Here is a 17,487-nt window from a genome sequence, read left to right as displayed (position 1 = left end):
TTAAAAGCTAGCACGTAACATTAAACCATAAGTTCTTGTAGCTGGAGAAGTTCCTGCATTTGCTACATTATTTGTCCAGTGAGAGCCTCCTGTCATTTGCTCTGGATCTAAATCTTTCATGCTTCTATAGAGGAAGAACAGATTTCTTCCAAATACAGAAAGATGTAGATTCTTAGCTTTCAGTTTAGCCGTTATAGACTCAGGAAGTTTGTAGCCAAGAGACAACTCTCGCATTTTTATGTAATTATTTTTTTGGACATATAATCCGTAGTTTGAATTTGAATATTGTGGACCACCCCAGTTATAGGTGTTGGCATAATAGAATACATGAGAAATGACATTGGTATTAGGAGAGCCGTCGGCTAGCACTCCTTCCATCAACATACCGTCATGATATATTTTTTCGCCGTTAGGTCCAGTGTTTCCTGAATACGCAACGCCCTTGCCATTAACATCTCTGTAATAGGAAATTCCTCCGTGCTCAGCATCCATTGCGTTCAATGATTCTTCCAATAAGCCTCGGCTAACCATCCAAGCTATACCTGTAGGCATAGCGTGTCCTCCCCAACGGAAATCAATTAATGCATCGAGAGTAAAGTTTTTGTAGTTAAATGTATTCATGAATCCACCTACCACTTTAGGAAGAGCATTTCCTGCTTTTACCCAATTGTCAGCATCCAGCTGATATAAACCGTTGGATTGAACAATTTTATTACCTGCTGCGTCTGTCGCAATAGGGTGCACCATGATATCCCCCATGGACTCACCTACGTTAGCCACTAGTTGGGCTGCGGCGCCATCATAGTCTCTTAGCAATAGTGTTGTTGCCCCTCCAGGAAGTTTTTCTACCTTGTTTCTATTCATAGCAAAATTGATAGTTGAATTCCATCTGAAGTTGCTATGTTGAATAGGTGTTGCATTGATGGCAAATTCCCAACCTGTGTTTCTTAATGTACCGACGTTTGCCAAAATAGATGAGGATCCCATGGAAATAGGAAGTGAATAGTTGAGGATTTGGTCTACAATCTTACCATTGTAATAGGTAATATCTATACCTAATCTGTTGTTTAGCATTCTGGTTTCTAAACCAAACTCGATTTCATGTTTGTTTTCTGGTTTAATACCTTCATTTCCGAAAGAACTTGTAGGAATGGTTGTGTATAGAACAGCCGTTCCCGTTCCTTGATTTCCTAAGGAGTTTTGTGTATAACTCAATGGACTCTGATAAGGGTCTGGATATTTACCTACAATACCCCAGGCAGCTCTTAATTTAGCATAGTTGAATAATGATGAAAGATTGAAGGCATCGGTAAGAATCAAACTTGAGTTAACTGAAGGATAATACAGTATGTTATTATCAGGGTGCATAGTTGAAATAGCTTCTCTTCTAAGCGTACCTTCCACAAACCAATAATCTCTGAAATTGAAATTTAAGGTTCCAAAGAATGCATCACGAAGCATATTGACCCTGCTGTTGGAGGTACGAGCTTGGTTAATAGACGCGTTAATATTGAACCAATCACGTACGCTTAATCCTCCATCTGTGTTGCTGGTCATATAGATGTTTTCTGACTTGGTGGCAGTATATCCCAGCATAGCGCCAATTTTGAGGTCTTTGGAAATGGATTTATTATATGTTGCTAACAAGTCAGTATAGAAAATATTTCCTGTTTGGTTCTGTAAGGCATAATAACCGCTATTACCAATAGATAGAGGTACTTCATTAGGATGTTTATCTTCAATGCGCATATTGGTCAGGTCAGCCGAGAACCGTCCTCTTACAGATAGGTCCGAAGTAATTTGCCATGTGTTGGTAAATGAACCTATAAATCTGTTAGAATATTCGTCATATTGTTTTCCTAATACATTCCACATATAGTCTAACACATCGGCTCTATATCCATTGTAACGTATATTTTCATCTGGAGTTGCACTTGCTTCTGAACCAATTCTATATCTATAGCCTAAGCTAGTCTTATATTTATTGATATACCATTCGGGACTGTCAAATGTAGAGATCATCCCGGTGAAATTATTGATTAGTCGATCGGTAAGGAATGGTCTGTTGTGGGTATGTTGGTTAATGTAATTGATTACCACATCTGTAGTTAGCTTGTCCCAAAGTTTGAAAGAGCTGTTGAGATTGGCTATATTTTTTTTGTTATAAGACTCGAGAGATGTCATCTCATTATCTTGGCGCGTTAATGAGAAGCGTATGTTTGATTTATCTGTAGAGTGGCTTAATGCCAAGTTAGCAATGCTATTATTCGGGTTGTTAAAGAATTTGCTGTACGCATTTTGCGCGACATAAGGTCTTATTTGACCGTCCCAAGATAAGATAGGCTGTCCATCGAATTTAGGACCAAAGTTCAATGTTGTGTTGGCAGGAGCTCTAGTCTCTGCTATTCCATCTCCATCCAAATCGTAATAAAAAAACATATCATCCGCTTGACCTATATCGGCATAAGAAATATCATATCCTGCTCCGCGGACATTTTGGAATCTAGGGAGATAGGCTATTTTGTCATTTGTATAAGTAGCGTTAAAATCTATAGCAAAACCTTGTTTCCCTTTTCCACTTTTTGTGGTTACCAGAACAACACCATTTAAAGCTTCAGATCCATAAAGGGCAGCTGCAGAAGCACCTTTGAGTATGGAGATAGACTCTATATCTTCTGGGTTGAGGTCTTCAAGACCGTTACCTCTTGCTCGTTGGTCACTCCAATAATCAGAGTTGTTAAAAGAGGTCTGGCGGACAGGTACTCCGTCAATAATAACCAATGGTTGTGAATTTCCTGTGATGGAGTTCACTCCACGGATATTAATATTGACTCCGGAGGTAGCTCCTCCAGGGGCTGCAGAAATACGCACACCAGGAGCTTTTCCGTATAGTGCACCTGCAAAGTTTGGAGATCCTGTTTTTGTAAGTTCTTCAGCATTTACAATACTCATTGAGTAACCTAGTTCCCTTGGAGCTCTCTTTATTCCCATTGCTGTTACGACTACTTCGTCGATATTGCTGGCATCTTGCTCCAATTCCACGTTAAGGGTGGGGCCATTGACCTCTACTTCCTTAGGTGCATATCCTACAATGGAAAACCGAATTCTTTCGCCTCGGTTGGCCTGTATGGTGAAGCTTCCGTCAGTGGTAGATTGGGTAGCTCTGTTTGTCCCGACTACCGTGATGGTCACGCCGGGAAGCCCGCCGTTTTGATCTGTTACTCTCCCAGTAACAGACTGTTGTGCAAATAATGATGTTACACTGATGAAGTATAACATCATTACAAGACTAAGGTGTTTGTACAAAGTGCTCATATCTTTTTGGACTTTATAGGGTTAATTATTTATACTTTGTTTTTATTAGTGATTTGCTTTGTAATACCGCTATGCTAACAGCCGCAATAGGTTCTATATTTGGTGTTGTCGATATTTTTATAGTCGTGGGTTGTGCTAGACGTGGAATACAGTAAATCTGAATAGCTGATTGTATTTCCGGCAACAGGATACGGCCGAATACAGCTCCAATGCCGCTGATGATAACAGCATTGGGGTTGAGGATATGAATTAGGGTGGCGATACCCTTGCCCAGCATGTATCCAATCCTTTTGATGGCATGGATGCTAAGCTGATCTCCCGCCTGATAAGAACGGACAAGATTTTTTAATGTCCTAGTTTTGTGCTGGGAGTTGAAGTTCTGGGACATCAGGGACACTTCTCCGGCGGTTAGGCATTCGTCTATATAGTCTATGGCGGATTCCAATGATGCTTCCACCTCTATACATCCTTTCTTACCACAGGAACACAGTTTGCTCTCATTGGCCAACGGAATATGGCTAAACTCTCCGGCATATCCGTTTGAGCCACGGAAGAGCTGGTTATCCACCAAAATTCCCAAACCTACTCCCCAAGTAAGATTGATAACGAGCACATGCTTGAGATTTTTGACATCAGAAAAATTTTTCTCTGCAATGGCTATGGCCGAAGAATCATTTTCTATATAAGTCGGAGTACCGAACACCTCCTGCATCCTATTGGCCAGATTATAAAGTGGTGAAGTTATTGGATACGAGTTGTTGACGCGTAAAAGAGAATCTACAAATCCCGGGGCAGTTATACTTATACATAAAATCGTTTGGGAATAATTTTCTATTATATGGCGACTTTGTTCGATAATATGTTTATAAATATCCTCGTCCGAAAGGCCGTCTATTTCTATTTCTGTTGGTTTAATTATCTCCTCATTTGCAATATTGTACAAGGAGAAAAGAATGGAATAGCGGTTGATGTTAATACACAGAATAGCTCCAAAGGCTTCTTTATTAAGAATATAGGAGTTTGCTCTTCTGCCTCCTGTCGAAGCTTTTAATCCGTTGGTTAAAATTATGTTCTCCTTTAATAATTGCTGTACGGCTTTTGTTACTATAGGAATACTTTTTCCAATGGAATTACTGATCTCGGCTATAGATTGAGATTGAGCAAAGTATATCGACTTTAATATTTGGGAATGGATAACGTCCCTCATAATCTAGCTCTAATTGGTTGTGTAAAGTTAAATAATTATTAATTTAAACACCAACAACTTTTTAAAAAATTCTATTAAGTTTTCGTTTTTAAGTTAATTTTTGTGAATGTTTATATGGTTTTATCATTTTAAGCCTAGAACTTTCTCGTTAATTCTTTCCTTATTTCTTATCTTCGGAACAATATTTTTCACAGTCTATTTATGAAACCACGCTATTATTCACTAGATGTGTTCAGAGGAGCAACGGTAGCCTTAATGATTATGGTTAATAATCCGGGAACATGGTCTTCGATGTTTGCTCCGTTAAAACATGCCGCGTGGCATGGGTGTACACCTACGGACTTGGTGTTTCCTTTTTTCTTGTTTGCCGTAGGAAATGCGATGTCGTTTGTGATTCCAAGGTTAAAAGAGTCCGGAGATGCGGTATTCTGGAAGAAGGTTGTAAAAAGATCAATTCTTATTTTTCTGATAGGATTGGGGCTTAACTGGTTTCCTTTTGTGCAATGGGTCGACGGTTCTTTGCAATTCAGGGAATGGGTGAGCTCGGTAGATCCGAATAAAGGAGTTCGTATTTTAGGCGTATTGCAGCGCATAGCTTTGGCGTACTTCTTTGCTTCCATCTTAGCTTATTATTGTAGGCCTCGAACGTTGATTTATGTTTCGGCGGTACTGCTTTTGGGCTATTGGGGACTTTGTGCTTTTTTGGGAGGAGAGGATCCTTATTCTCTGGCGGGATGGTTCGGAACGGCTATCGACAAGCAGCTTTTAGGTGTGCCGCATATGTATAAAGGAGAGGGAGTACCTTTTGATCCGGAAGGGTTGATGAGCACTATTCCTGCTATCGTGCAGGTAGTCTTCGGCTATTTGGTAGGGGTATTTATCCGTAACAGAGGAGAGGTGGATTGGCTTTGGGCGAAAGTTCCACAATCCCAAGAACCGCATTTCAAATTGCTTTCCGGACTTTTTGTTACAGGATTTATTTTGTTGGTATTGGCTTGGACTTGGTCTTTGGGTTTTCCTATCAATAAAAAAATATGGACAAGTTCTTATGTGCTCTATACTACGGGGTTAGGGATTATGACCATTGGCGGAATGATATGGTATATAGAGGTGCAAGGAGTTAAGAATAAGCTTACCAAGTTCTTTGATGTATTTGGAAAGAACCCGCTTTTCATTTTCGTGTTGAGTGGATTGCTTCCTAAGAGTCTCGGCTTAATCCGTATTCCGAGCGGGGTAAATGAGCAGGGAGAAGCTATATTTACGACACCGCTGTCGTGGTTTTATAAGAATGTGTGTGCGCAGATTCCGGGGATTCCGGAAATCGGATCCTTTGCGTATTCTTTGGTTTTCTTGGCGGTGATGTGGGTGATAGTGTTCTTCATGGATAAGAAGGGAATCTACGTCAAAGTATAGTGAGGAAGTGTAAAGGACATCATGAAAATCAGTAGGATAATTTTCAAATTCTTTTCATTTTCAAATGAAAATACTTAACTTTGCACGCAATTAATAAAATTTTTAACGCTTTAATATTATTCAAGAAATGTATTTAAGTAAAGAGTACAAAGCTAATATCTTTGCAGAATTTGCAGGTTCAGCTACAAACACAGGTTCTGCAGAAGGGCAGATCGCTTTATTCACTAAAAGAATTGCTCACTTGACAGAGCACTTGAAGAAAAACAGAAAAGATTTTAATACACAACGTGCGTTACAAAAATTAGTAGGTAAACGTCGTGCTTTATTAGCTTATTTGTACAAAAAAGATATCGAAAGATACCGTGCTATTATCAAGGCTTTAGGTTTACGTGATATCATCAAGTAAGTCTATATAGTGAAAAGCATTAAGCCATCCAAAATTTTTGGGTGGCTTTTTTTGTATAATACTGACTTTTAGAATAAAAAATCTGTACATTTGTTCAGAATTTTTAGAGGTCATAAAAATTAGTGCATCAGTAAAAGAGGAAAATGCACCATTATTAGTACACAATGAGTTATTACAACGAAAAGAAAGTTACAATTGAAATGGGGGACGGAGTTCCTCCTATCGAGTTGTCTACAGGCAAATTGGCTAAGCAAGCCGACGGTTCTGTAGTGTTGAAACAAGGAGAAACGATGCTTTTGGCGACGGTAGTGTCAGCCAAAGAAGCAAAACCAGGGGTAGATTTCTTACCTCTATCGGTAGATTACCAAGAGAAATATGCGGCGACAGGCCGTATTCCGGGAGGTTTTTTACGTCGTGAAGCGAAATTGTCGGATTACGAGATTTTGATTTCACGTTTGATAGATAGAGCTTTACGTCCTTTATTCCCTGAGACCTACCACGCCGACACACAGGTGATGGTATGGTTGATTTCTTCGGACAAAGATATTATGCCGGATGCGTTGGCCGGTTTGGCGGCATCGGCAGCTATTGCTGTGTCAGATATACCATTCAATGGTCCTATATCTGAAGTTCGTGTAGCCAAGATTGACGGTAAGTTGGTTATCAACCCACGTCTTTCGGAATTAGGCAATTCCACATTGGAGTTTATCGTTGCGGGCTCTGCTTCCGATATTGTGATGGTGGAAGGTGAAGCTAAAGAGATTTCTGAAGCCGAGATGGTGGAAGCTATTGCCTTTGCGCACGAGGCTATCAAAAAACAAGTGGCGGCGCAAGTGGAATTGGCTAAGTTAGTAGGAGCAGAACAGAAACGTGAATTCAATCATGAGCCTTCAAACCCTGAACTGGAGAAGGCAATTTACGACGCTGCTTACGACAGAGTATATGCTATAGCGAAATCGGGTACTTCGAAGCACGAGCGCGCTGAAAAATTTGCCGCTATTGAAGAAGAAATTATTGCTTCCTTAGGTGAAGAGGTGGATGAAGAAACCCTCTTCTTGGCGAAGAAATATTATCACGACGTACAATATCACGCTGTGCGTAACCTGATTCTTGATGAAGGTATCCGCCTAGATGGCCGTGATGTACGTACTGTACGTCCTATCTGGTCGGAAGTGGATTATCTTCCTGCAGCACACGGCTCGGCAATCTTTACTCGTGGAGAAACCCAGTCTTTGACTTCGGTGACTTTGGGGGCTAAAGACGATGAGCAAATGATTGATGGCGCATTCATCCATGGTTACAACAAGTTTATCTTACACTATAATTTCCCAAGCTTCTCTACAGGAGAGGTAAGACCTAACAGAGGTCCTGGCCGTCGTGAAATCGGTCACGGTAACTTGGCTATGCGTTCATTGAAGCAGGTATTGCCTCCAGATTCTGAAAATCCTTATACCATCCGCGTAGTATCGGATATTTTGGAATCCAATGGTTCTTCATCTATGGCGACAGTATGTGCCGGTACGCTGGCATTGATGGATGCAGGCGTTAAATTGAAAGCTCCGGTATCTGGTATCGCTATGGGGTTGATTACCGACGAGAAGACTGGCCGCTACGCTATTCTTTCGGATATCTTAGGTGATGAAGATCACCTAGGAGATATGGACTTCAAGGTTACGGGTACTGAAAAAGGTATCGTAGGTTGTCAGATGGACCTTAAGATCAACGGTCTTAAATGGGAAGTGCTGACACAGGCGTTGGAGCAAGCCCGTGAGGCTCGTCTTCATATCTTGAACGAGATGAAGAAAACTATTGCTGAACCTCGTCCTGATTATAAACCACATGCTCCACGCATCATGCAGATGATTATCGATAGAGAGTTTATAGGTGCGGTTATCGGTCCTGGTGGTAAGATTATCCAAGAGCTTCAGCGTGAGACTGGAACTTCAATCTCTATCGAAGAGGTGGATAACAAAGGTATCGTTCAGATCTTTGCTGCCAACAAGGAGGGAGTGGATGCTGCAGCTAAACGTATTAAGGCTATCGTTGCCAAACCAGAGGTGGGGGAAACCTATGAAGGTAAAGTGAAGTCTATAATGGCTTTCGGTGCTTTCGTGGAAATCCTTCCGGGTAAAGACGGTTTGTTGCATATCTCCGAAGTGGACTGGAAACGTCTAGAATCATTGGACGGCATCTACAAAGAAGGGGATACAGTGACGGTGAAATTATTGGATATCGACAAGCAAGGTAAGATGAAGCTGTCGCGTAAAGCTTTGTTGCCACGCCCTCCAAAGGAGGAAAGACCGAACAATAACAAGCCTAACCCGCACAGACCTGCAAAAAATCCTAAAAAGGCTGACTAAGGATCTTTAGTCCTCATAAAAAAATCCTAACCCCATGCGGTTAGGATTTTTTGTTTTCCCTCTTTGAGGCATTGTATTGGGGAAGATGAATTGCTTTAGTGAAATCTGAATATTAATTGAAGTAATTCTTACGAAGACGGTTTGTTTTGCGATTATTCATTTCTTTTTACGGGTTCTAGATCTTTTAGTTCTTCTTCCGTAAATAATCTGTAATGCACTTTGAAAGTTTTTCCCAGCGGAGTCTCTAGGGAGAAACCTCCAGGACCGAAGCCATCGACCACATCAAGGGTAAAGTGAGCATGCTTCCAGTATTCAAAGAGGTCACGGTCTACCCAAAATTCATATCCTTCCGCTAGTCCTATCATGGCGTCATTCATCCTTGGGAAATAACCGCCTTTGACAAAGCATTGTGGTTGTGTGCCTTCACAGCAGCCACCGGCTTGATAAAACATCAAAGGACCGTGTTGTTGTGCTAGTTGGTGGATCACTCTTTTGGCTTCTTCCGTTACATCTAATCTCTTTATCATAGGCAAAAAATTTAAATAGAGGAGGTATTTCCCTCCTCTATAGTTAGCGTGATTTTAGAAGAATCCCAATTTTTGCTTGCTGTATGAAATCAGCATATTTTTTGTTTGTCTGTAATGGTCGAGCATCATTTTGTGGTTTTCACGTCCTATGCCCGATTGTTTATAACCACCAAACGGAGCTCCAGCAGGATAAGCGTGATATTGGTTTACCCATACACGGCCAGCTTTGATGGCACGTGGAACGGTATAAATCTGATGTGCATCTCGGGTCCATACACCAGCGCCTAATCCATACATGGTGTCATTGGCAATTTCGATAGCCTCCTTTTCGTCTTTGAAAGTGGTGACAGCCAATACCGGACCGAAAATCTCTTCTTGGAAGATGCGCATTTTGTTATGGCCTTTGAATATGGTAGGTTGTATGTAGTATCCTCCTTCCAAGCCAGGGCCCACATGATTTTCGCCCCCTCCGATTAGCACTTCAGCACCTTCTTCTTTTCCAAGTTTGATATAGGACATGATTTTATCTTTTTGAATTTTTGAGGCTTGGGCTCCCATCATGACTGTTGGGTCTAGCGGATCTCCTACCTTGATGGCTTTCACACGGTCAATCACCTTTTCGATAAATTTATCGTATATAGATTCTTGTACTAACAGACGCGAAGGACAGGTACAGATCTCGCCTTGATTAAGAGCAAACAAAACAGCGCCTTCTAAGGCTTTATCAAGGAATTCATCATCTTGTGCCATCACCGATTCGAAGAAGATATTTGGGGATTTACCCCCTAGCTCTAAGGTTACAGGGATAATGTTTTCGGTAGCGTATTGCATCACTAGGCGGCCAGTGGCTGTAGAGCCTGTAAAGGCAGCCTTCGCAATCTTAGGATTTGTCACCAATGTTCTTCCCAATTCGGCGCCAAATCCATTCACTATATTCACCACACCTGGAGGTATTAGGTCTCCTATAAGCTCCATCAAAACCATAATAGAAGTTGGCGTACTTTCGGCGGGTTTGAGTACTACCGTATTGCCGGCAGCAAGGGCTGGCGCCAGCTTCCATACGGCCATTAATATAGGGAAGTTCCAAGGAATAATCTGGGCCACCACACCTATAGGTTCATGGACTATAAGTGATACGGTATTGGCGTCCAGTTCACTCAGAGACCCTTCTTCAGCACGTATCACACTAGCAAAATATCGGAAGTGGTCTATCGCTAAAGGAATGTCGGCATTTAGTGTTTCGCGTATAGCTTTGCCATTGTCTACCGTTTCTACTGCGGCAATATATTCTAAGTTTTCTTCGATACGGTCTGCAATCTTGTTGAGGATGATGCTGCGCTCTGTGGCTGAAGTTTTGCTCCAGCTTTCGAAGGCTTTCTCGGCAGCGTCTATGGCGAGCTCAAGATCTTCTTTGGTAGAATGGGCAGCCTGAGTAAACACCTTGCCATCCAGCGGAGAGATATTGTCAAAGTATCTTCCTAATACCGGAGGGACGAACTTGCCTCCTATGTAGTTGTCGTAACGTTCCTTAAACGTTGGTCTTTGAATAGTTCCCATAATTTTAAGTTTATTAATTGAGTTCATCTATTTACTCAAAAATACCGAAGAGGTTTATGGAGCTGTAGCACATTCGTGTCAAAGCATAGCACTATCGTATCGTTTCTTCTTTGGCTGAATTTTGTTATATTTGATTATAGCCAATTATAAATCTTAGAGCTGATGAAAGGCGGAACGTTATTGGAGACCTTGCCTTTTTCCACGGAAAAGGAACTCACCACTTTTGTGGAGAACAAGCGTACTTTTGCTGTGGATGAGATGGAGCTTCATGTCTTTGAGACCTATGAGTCTTGTACGCTGGTGCCTTTGAAGTTTGATGACCTGGTGATGGTTAATATGTTGCAGGGCAAAAAGGTCATGCATATAGGACAGGTGGAAGATTTTGAATATTACCCTGGTCAGATGTTGGTCTTACCAGCTAATACCAAGATGCTTATAGACTTTCCGGAAGCTAGCATACACCGACCTACGCAATGTACTGCATTAGTAATCAGTAAGGAAAAGATTGACGGAGTGCTTAACTATCTGAATGAGTTTAGCCCCAAACATCAGATGATTGGTGAGTGGAACTTTAATCCGGACCTTTTCCATCTTTACAATATACCAGAGCTTACCGAATTATTGAATAAGTTTTTCCGGATCATGATGGGGTCCAATTCGTTGAAGAGTGTTTTTGCGGATTTGGCTTTTAAAGAAATAATGATTCGTTTGCTTCAGAAGCAATCTTTGCTGGCATTGGAGATAGGTACTTCTTCCAATGCTGTATTGTTGCATCTAAAAGATTTTGTGCGCAGGCATATTAGTGAAAAGATCTCATTAGAAACTTTACAAAAGGTTGCCCATATGAGTAAATCGAGTCTGACACGTCTATTTAAGAAAGAGTTAGGGATGAGCCCTATGGAGTATGTGATTACACAGCGCCTAGAGCGGGCCAAAGAGCTTCTTAGGCAGACAAAATCGGTGAAGGAGTCGTGTTTTGGAGCCGGCTTCACCGAGGTTAATTATTTCGTTAGGTTATTTAGGAGCCGCGTGGGCGTCACCCCCGGAGCATATATATTGAATCTCGGGAATTAACGTTTCATTACGCGATCTAGCTCTCTTTTGGTTTCTCTTTCTTTGATGGATTCTCTTTTGTCATAGTCTTTTTTACCTTGGGCCAGCGCGATTTCGACTTTGGCATACCCTCTTTCGCTGATGAAGATACGAAGAGGAACGATGGTGAAGCCTTTTTCTTCCCCTTTTTCTTTAAGTTTTTTTAGTTCTTTTTTTGTTAATAGCAGTTTTCTGTCGCGCTTGGCTTCATGATTGTAAAAGGAGCCATGCGAATATTCCGCTATATGCATATTACGGATGTAAAGCCCGTCTTCGAAGAAAGTACAGAAACTATCGTTAATATTGGCTTTCCCCTCTCGGATAGATTTGATCTCCGTGCCCAGAAGTTGAATGCCCGCGACATACCTGTCTAGCAGGTGGTAATCAAATGATGCTCTTTTATTTTTTATGTTGACTTGTGATGATATAGCCATGTTAATGTTCGTTAGGTTGCAAATTTACTAAAATAAAATATTCATTTTTATTTGGATAATCTTGTTAGTATATTAACAATAATTTAACTTTATGATATTTATAAGATTAGAAAATTGTAAATAATCGGCCAAAGTTTTGTAAGTTTGCACGTTTTGATAGAAGTTCTATACTCATCATAAGTCGGTGGTGTATCGGTCTTTGTAAGAATGTTATAATAAAGTAAAAGTTTATTATCTCTTGATACTAAGACGATATTAAGCTGTACTTTTGACGAATATTGGATTTTAGTCAAAAAGTAAATTAAAATCGCATTAATAGAAATATCTATAGCATGAGCAAGGGAAAGTTAAGTGAAAGAACGTCTAAGTTTCTTCAAGAACAACTAGAGCCTATAAAAGCAAACGGATTGTATGCCTATTTTAGACCTATCCAATCTAAGCAAGATACCGAAGTGATGATTGATGGAAAGCGGGTGTTGATGTTTGGCTCTAACTCGTATTTAGGTCTTACCACAGACCCTCGTATTATCAAGGCCGCTCAAGATGCATTAGCAAAATATGGTACCGGTTGTGCAGGTTCTAGATTTTTGAACGGAACTTTAGATATTCATGTTGAATTAGAGGAAAAATTAGCGGACTATGTAGGGAAGGAAGCAGCGGTTCTTTTCAGTACAGGTTTTCAATCTAATTTAGGTCCTTTGTCATGTATCACTGGTCGTAATGACTATATCTTGTTGGATGAGCGTAATCATGCTTCAATCATAGATGGGAGTAGACTTTCATTTTCGAAAGTTATCAAGTATGCCCACAATGATATGGAAGACCTAAGAGCTAAGCTGTCTCGTCTTCCGGAAGAGAGTTTCAAGCTTATCGCTACCGACGGTATTTTCAGTATGGAAGGTGATATTGTAAAACTTCCAGAGCTGGTGAAAGTGGCCGAAGAGTTTGATGCTGCTGTGATGTGTGATGATGCCCACAGTTTGGGTGTTATCGGTGAGCGAGGTGCCGGTACTGAAAGCCATTTCGGTCTGAAAAACAAAGTAGACTTGATCATGGGTACTTTCAGTAAATCTCTTGCCTCTTTAGGAGGTTTTATAGCTGCGGATAAAGATACTATAGAGTACCTTAAACATAGAGCCCGTTCTTTGATGTTCTCGGCAAGTATGACTCCAGCTTCTGTAGCCTCTACGCTGAAAGCTTTAGAGATCATCCAATCAGAGCCTGAACATATCGAAAAACTTTGGGCAAATACAAACTACGCGAAGAAATTGTTGTTGGATAATGGCTTCGATCTGGGACATACCGAAAGTCCTATTCTTCCGATCTTCGTTCGTAACAACGATAAGACGTACTATGTGACTAAAGCACTTCAAGATAATGGTGTATTCGTAAATCCTGTGGTGGCACCGGCAGTTCCTGCCGAAGAGTCGTTGATTCGATTCTCATTGATGGCTACCCATACATTCGACCAAATTGAAGAGGCTGTTGAAAAGATGGCTAAAATCTTCAAAACAGCAGAAGTAGAGTCTTTTGTTGGATAATGAAAGATCTAAAAATAAAAGGAAATGATTAATATCATACCTGTAACAACAAAAAAACAACGTGCGGAATTCATTGATTTTCCGCATGATTTGTATATGGGGGATTCAAATTATGTGCCTGAGCTTTTCATGGCGCAAGATGATTTGTTGAATCCAGACAAACACCCTTTTTATAAGAATTCGTCGGCTCAGCTTTTTCTGGCATACAAGGACAAGAAGATTGTAGGACGTATCGCCGCTATCTGGAACAATGTATATAATCAGTATTACAATGTTTCGGAAGGGCAATTCGGTTTTTTCGACTGTATCAATGATCAGGAAGTAGCCGACAAATTGTTTGACACAGCGGTCGAGTGGGTGAAATCCAAAGGAGGAAACAAGATTTTTGGTCCCGTAAATCCTTCTACCAACGAAACTTGCGGCATGTTGATCGAAGGGTTTGACCTGCCACCGATGGCTATGATGCCTTATAACCGACCGTATTATAATGAGCTGGCAGACAATTACGGATTTACAAAGCAGGTTGATTTAAGAGCTTATCTGGTGCGTTCGGAAAATGCAAACCTTCGGTCGGTGACGCTATTGGATAAGCTGGAAGAAAGATTGAAACGATCCGGCATTATATTGCGTCAGATTGATTTAAAGAATTTTACCCAAGAGGCGGATAAAATTAAAAAGGTATATAATAAGGCGTGGGATAAAAACTTGGGGTTCGTTCCTATGTCGGATGAGGAGTTTGCCTATGTGGCTAAAGACCTCAAAATGGTTGTAGACCCTAAATATTGTATCCTTGCTGAAAAAGAAAACGAAATCGTAGGCTTTGCGGTGGGCATCCCTAATATCAACGAGGTGCTGATTAAAATCAAGCGTGGTAGATTATTCCCGTTTGGCATATTTAAATTGCTTTTTGGTCGCAAGAAAATCAAAACACTTCGAGTGATGATGTTGGGTGTGTTGGAAGGCTACCGTAAGATGGGTATAGAAGCGTGCTTGTACGGTAGGATTATCAAAAACGCACAAGCAAGTGGCATCCAAAGTGCAGAATGTTCGTGGATGTTGGACCACAACTATATGATGAACCATGCCATTGAGCAGATAAATGGGGAATTGTATAAGAAATACCGCATTTATGAAAAACAAATATGAAAAAGCTTTTTTTGACTGGTGCGAGTGGATTTGTAGGGTCTCATATAGTCGAAGCAGCAAAATCTAAAGGATGGATAGTTCATGCAGCTATACGCAAGTCCAGTAAGACGGACGATATAGCGCCATTCGTGGATGAATTTCTTTATCCGGATTTTGAGAATATTGAAGATCTTAAGGCTATATTTAGAAGCGGAAGGTACGATTATATCGTTCATGCTGCGGCACTGACTAAGTCCAAGTCGGAAGAAGCGATGAGAAAGGTGAATGTGGGTTATACCGACAACCTTATGGAGGCTGCATTCGACAGTGAAATAGGGGTGTCACGATTTGTGTATGTGAGCAGCTTGGCAGCCATAGGGCCCATAGGCTATAACGATAACGTGGATATCACGGAAGAACATCCGTACCGGCCATTGACCATGTACGGACGAAGCAAGCGTGATTCCGAAATGAACATAAGACAGAAATATGCGGATATGCCTATTACGGTGCTCCGTCCTACAGCTGTATACGGCCCGCGAGAAAGGGATTTGTTCATACTCTTTGAAACCTTAAATAAAGGATTAGATCCATACATAGGAAGAAATCCACAAAAACTAAGCTTCGTCTACGTAAAAGACCTGGTGGATGTCATCCTCCGTGCGTGCGAGATTCCGCAAGGCTCACTGGACTTTTATAACATCTCTGACGGCAATGTATACTCGAAGTATGCTATGGCCGACATTTTTAGAGATACTTTTCATAAGAAGCCTTTCCGCGTACACGTCCCCTACCGTTTAGTTTCTTTTGTGGCTCGACTCTCCAACTATCTGTACAAAAATTCTTCGAAAACACCGGTAATCTATCCGGAGCGTTTAGGAGAACTTACGGCAGAGAATTGGAGCTGTAATATTACTAAAGCAAAAGAAAAGTTGGGCTTCGTCCCCAAATATGATTTAAGAAAAGGTTTGACAGAGGCCTTATTGTGGTATAAAGACCATAATTGGCTGTAAATATATAGTGATGAGTGAAAGTAAAATTGACAAGAAGTTATTCCAAGACAGAAAAAGAACTAACATTCTCAGTAATCCGGAACAACGACTAATTACATTTTTTCTACCTAGAATTCCGAGTTGGATTTCTTCTGATGGTCTTACGGCAATAGGATTTTTTGGTTCTTTAATGATTATGTGCAGCTTCTTGCTGGCCGAATATGTGAACCGCTATTTGTTGTTGCTTGCTATCGTAGGCTTTTTCGTACAGTGGTTTGGCGACTCTTTGGATGGAAGACTGGCTTTCTACAGAAACAAATCGCGTAAGTGGTATGGATTTGCTTTGGATATTGTGATGGACTGGGTGAGTACGGTGATGATAGGATTGGGGTATGTGTTTTATGCTGCTGAAGATTTTAAATATTCAGGCTTTGCTTTGGTGGCTTTGTATGGGTGGGCTATGATTATTTCCCAGTTGCGGTATAAGATTACCGACAAATATACGATAGATGCCGGCTTGTTGGGGCCGACGGAAATTCGTGTCATCATTTGTTTGGTGTTATTGCTGGAAGTTTTTGTGCCCTTCTCTATCAACTACTGCGTAATCGTGATCTGTGTTATTCTCTTCTTTATCAATATTGCCGATACCAAAAAATTGCTGGATATGGGAGATGCGCGCGATAAGGCAGAGAAATTAGCAAAAGGGGAAAAGAAATAGCATTGTAGATGTCGAATAAGATTGCAGAATTCTTAAGAGCGCAACTGTCCGCCTTTATAGGAGGGATGACAGATTTGGGTATTTATACATTCTGTTATAAGATTCTGCATTTGTCGGCCCCCTTATCCAATGTTGTGAGTGGCTCATTGGGCGCTATAGTGAATTTTTTGATCAATCGATATTGGTCGTTTAATAGTACAGAGACATCTGTAGGTTGTCAGCTTTGGAAATTTGTAATTGTAGTATTAGGAAGTATAATGCTAAAATCGCTGGGGATCCACTATTTTGTGGATGTATGGGGATGGCATTTTCTATTTTCAAAGCTCCTAGTGGAGTTGATAGTATCGCTAGTATTCAACTTCACCTTACAGAAATTTTGGGTTTTTAAGAAGTGAAAACCTTTTTCTTTTGAGCCTGCTCAAAAAAATATCTTACGCATTATCAGCGTATTATGTTTTAAGGGTTAAAAAATAGATTAAAAATGTTTGGAAGTAATGGTTTAAACTCTCTATCTTTGCACCACTCCGCGAGGGAGAGAAGTTCTACGGAGCGTTTGAAAAGAGGGTAGAAGAGGGTAAGGAAAAGATAGTTTATCTTTTTTTTGTTGCCCGATAAAAAGAAGAGAAAAAAACTTCAAAAAAGTTTTTGGAAAATCGGATAAAGTTTCTACCTTTGCAGTCCCGTCCGCAAGGAAGGGGGAAGAGAAAAAGAAATAAAGGCCGTAAGGCAAGAGATAAAGCCGAAGCGAGATGCGGAGGCGGAGAGTTCTTTAAGATATTAATCATGTAGCGTAACGGGTA

General features: G+C 40.8%; 14 protein-coding genes. 9 read left to right on the top strand and 5 right to left on the bottom strand.

What is annotated here, in order from left to right; translation table 11 throughout:
- Together ABD873_RS10750 and ABD873_RS10745 are read right to left on the bottom strand one after the other, a co-directional pair.
- Positions 1–3,315, bottom strand: coding sequence for a SusC/RagA family TonB-linked outer membrane protein (locus tag ABD873_RS10750; RefSeq protein ID WP_345068210.1), 3,315 nt, complete (start codon positions 3,313–3,315; stop codon positions 1–3).
- A 25-nt stretch (positions 3,316–3,340) separates the two neighbouring features.
- Positions 3,341–4,522 (bottom strand): ROK family protein, encoded by a 1,182-nt coding sequence (locus ABD873_RS10745; protein ID WP_345068208.1) that lies wholly within the window; start codon positions 4,520–4,522, stop codon positions 3,341–3,343.
- 201 nt (positions 4,523–4,723) lie between these two features.
- On the opposite strand from ABD873_RS10745, the gene ABD873_RS10740 reads away from it, so the two are divergent.
- The 3 genes from ABD873_RS10740 to ABD873_RS10730 all read left to right on the top strand — a co-directional run bounded on the left by ABD873_RS10740 (position 4,724) and on the right by ABD873_RS10730 (position 8,701).
- The gene (locus ABD873_RS10740) at positions 4,724–5,935 is read left to right on the top strand and encodes an acyltransferase family protein (RefSeq protein ID WP_345068206.1); all 1,212 of its coding nucleotides are present in this window, start codon (positions 4,724–4,726) and stop codon (positions 5,933–5,935) included.
- Positions 5,936–6,062: 127 nt separating this feature from the next.
- A complete protein-coding gene (rpsO, locus tag ABD873_RS10735; RefSeq protein ID WP_039053804.1) occupies positions 6,063–6,341 on the top strand; it encodes a 30S ribosomal protein S15 in 279 nt (92 codons plus the stop codon).
- A 164-nt stretch (positions 6,342–6,505) separates the two neighbouring features.
- Positions 6,506–8,701 carry a polyribonucleotide nucleotidyltransferase gene (locus ABD873_RS10730; protein ID WP_345068204.1) on the top strand — a complete coding sequence of 732 codons (2,196 nt, stop codon included), beginning with the start codon at positions 6,506–6,508 and terminating at the stop codon, positions 8,699–8,701.
- A gap of 152 nt (positions 8,702–8,853) precedes the next feature.
- Here the strand turns inward: ABD873_RS10730 and ABD873_RS10725 are convergent, their stop codons facing one another.
- Positions 8,854–9,228: a DUF779 domain-containing protein gene (locus ABD873_RS10725; RefSeq protein WP_345068202.1), complete on the bottom strand. Its 375-nt coding sequence runs from the start codon at positions 9,226–9,228 to the stop codon at positions 8,854–8,856.
- A 54-nt stretch (positions 9,229–9,282) separates the two neighbouring features.
- Positions 9,283–10,785 (bottom strand): aldehyde dehydrogenase family protein, encoded by a 1,503-nt coding sequence (locus ABD873_RS10720; RefSeq protein WP_345068200.1) that lies wholly within the window; start codon positions 10,783–10,785, stop codon positions 9,283–9,285.
- Positions 10,786–10,947: 162 nt separating this feature from the next.
- On the opposite strand from ABD873_RS10720, the gene ABD873_RS10715 reads away from it, so the two are divergent.
- Positions 10,948–11,859 carry an AraC family transcriptional regulator gene (locus ABD873_RS10715; protein WP_345068198.1) on the top strand — a complete coding sequence of 304 codons (912 nt, stop codon included), beginning with the start codon at positions 10,948–10,950 and terminating at the stop codon, positions 11,857–11,859.
- Here the strand turns inward: ABD873_RS10715 and smpB are convergent.
- Entirely contained in the window at positions 11,856–12,311 is a 456-nt protein-coding gene (smpB, locus tag ABD873_RS10710) for an SsrA-binding protein SmpB (RefSeq protein WP_345068196.1), read from the bottom strand. The two genes, ABD873_RS10715 and smpB, sit on opposite strands and share 4 nt — an antisense overlap.
- 332 nt (positions 12,312–12,643) lie before the next feature.
- On the opposite strand from smpB, the gene spt reads away from it, so the two are divergent.
- Genes spt through ABD873_RS10685 form a run of 5 tightly spaced genes read left to right on the top strand, consistent with a single transcriptional unit; the run spans position 12,644 to position 17,082 of the window.
- Positions 12,644–13,852, top strand: a complete 1,209-nt coding sequence (gene spt, locus ABD873_RS10705; RefSeq protein WP_345068194.1) for a serine palmitoyltransferase — start codon at positions 12,644–12,646, stop codon at positions 13,850–13,852.
- A gap of 24 nt (positions 13,853–13,876) precedes the next feature.
- Complete coding sequence (locus ABD873_RS10700) at positions 13,877–14,998, top strand: hypothetical protein (protein ID WP_345068192.1); 1,122 nt, start codon at positions 13,877–13,879, stop codon at positions 14,996–14,998.
- Positions 14,995–15,990, top strand: coding sequence for an NAD-dependent epimerase/dehydratase family protein (locus tag ABD873_RS10695; protein ID WP_345068190.1), 996 nt, complete (start codon positions 14,995–14,997; stop codon positions 15,988–15,990). The genes ABD873_RS10700 and ABD873_RS10695 overlap by 4 nt, the downstream gene beginning before the upstream one ends.
- A gap of 10 nt (positions 15,991–16,000) precedes the next feature.
- Positions 16,001–16,687, top strand: a complete 687-nt coding sequence (locus ABD873_RS10690) for a CDP-alcohol phosphatidyltransferase family protein (protein ID WP_039053362.1) — start codon at positions 16,001–16,003, stop codon at positions 16,685–16,687.
- 8 nt (positions 16,688–16,695) lie between these two features.
- Entirely contained in the window at positions 16,696–17,082 is a 387-nt protein-coding gene (locus ABD873_RS10685) for a GtrA family protein (protein ID WP_345068187.1), read from the top strand.
- Positions 17,083–17,487: the final 405 nt, after the last annotated feature.

Source organism: Sphingobacterium thermophilum (assembly GCF_039541675.1).
GTDB classification, from domain to species: domain Bacteria; phylum Bacteroidota; class Bacteroidia; order Sphingobacteriales; family Sphingobacteriaceae; genus Sphingobacterium; species Sphingobacterium thermophilum.
Note: the sequence above shows the minus strand (reverse complement) of the source record. Positions and strands in the feature narration are given on the sequence as shown.

Excerpts from the sequence above, each read along its gene's own strand:
- ABD873_RS10750 (WP_345068210.1), bottom strand. The coding sequence starts at position 3,315 with ATGAGCACTTTGTACAAACACCTTAGTCTTGTAATGATGTTATACTTC.
- ABD873_RS10745 (WP_345068208.1), bottom strand. The coding sequence starts at position 4,522 with ATGAGGGACGTTATCCATTCCCAAATATTAAAGTCGATATACTTTGCT.
- ABD873_RS10740 (WP_345068206.1), top strand. The coding sequence starts at position 4,724 with ATGAAACCACGCTATTATTCACTAGATGTGTTCAGAGGAGCAACGGTA.
- rpsO (WP_039053804.1), top strand. The coding sequence starts at position 6,063 with ATGTATTTAAGTAAAGAGTACAAAGCTAATATCTTTGCAGAATTTGCA.
- ABD873_RS10730 (WP_345068204.1), top strand. The coding sequence starts at position 6,506 with ATGAGTTATTACAACGAAAAGAAAGTTACAATTGAAATGGGGGACGGA.
- ABD873_RS10725 (WP_345068202.1), bottom strand. The coding sequence starts at position 9,228 with ATGATAAAGAGATTAGATGTAACGGAAGAAGCCAAAAGAGTGATCCAC.
- ABD873_RS10720 (WP_345068200.1), bottom strand. The coding sequence starts at position 10,785 with ATGGGAACTATTCAAAGACCAACGTTTAAGGAACGTTACGACAACTAC.
- ABD873_RS10715 (WP_345068198.1), top strand. The coding sequence starts at position 10,948 with ATGAAAGGCGGAACGTTATTGGAGACCTTGCCTTTTTCCACGGAAAAG.
- smpB (WP_345068196.1), bottom strand. The coding sequence starts at position 12,311 with ATGGCTATATCATCACAAGTCAACATAAAAAATAAAAGAGCATCATTT.
- spt (WP_345068194.1), top strand. The coding sequence starts at position 12,644 with ATGAGCAAGGGAAAGTTAAGTGAAAGAACGTCTAAGTTTCTTCAAGAA.
- ABD873_RS10700 (WP_345068192.1), top strand. The coding sequence starts at position 13,877 with ATGATTAATATCATACCTGTAACAACAAAAAAACAACGTGCGGAATTC.
- ABD873_RS10695 (WP_345068190.1), top strand. The coding sequence starts at position 14,995 with ATGAAAAAGCTTTTTTTGACTGGTGCGAGTGGATTTGTAGGGTCTCAT.
- ABD873_RS10690 (WP_039053362.1), top strand. The coding sequence starts at position 16,001 with ATGAGTGAAAGTAAAATTGACAAGAAGTTATTCCAAGACAGAAAAAGA.
- ABD873_RS10685 (WP_345068187.1), top strand. The coding sequence starts at position 16,696 with ATGTCGAATAAGATTGCAGAATTCTTAAGAGCGCAACTGTCCGCCTTT.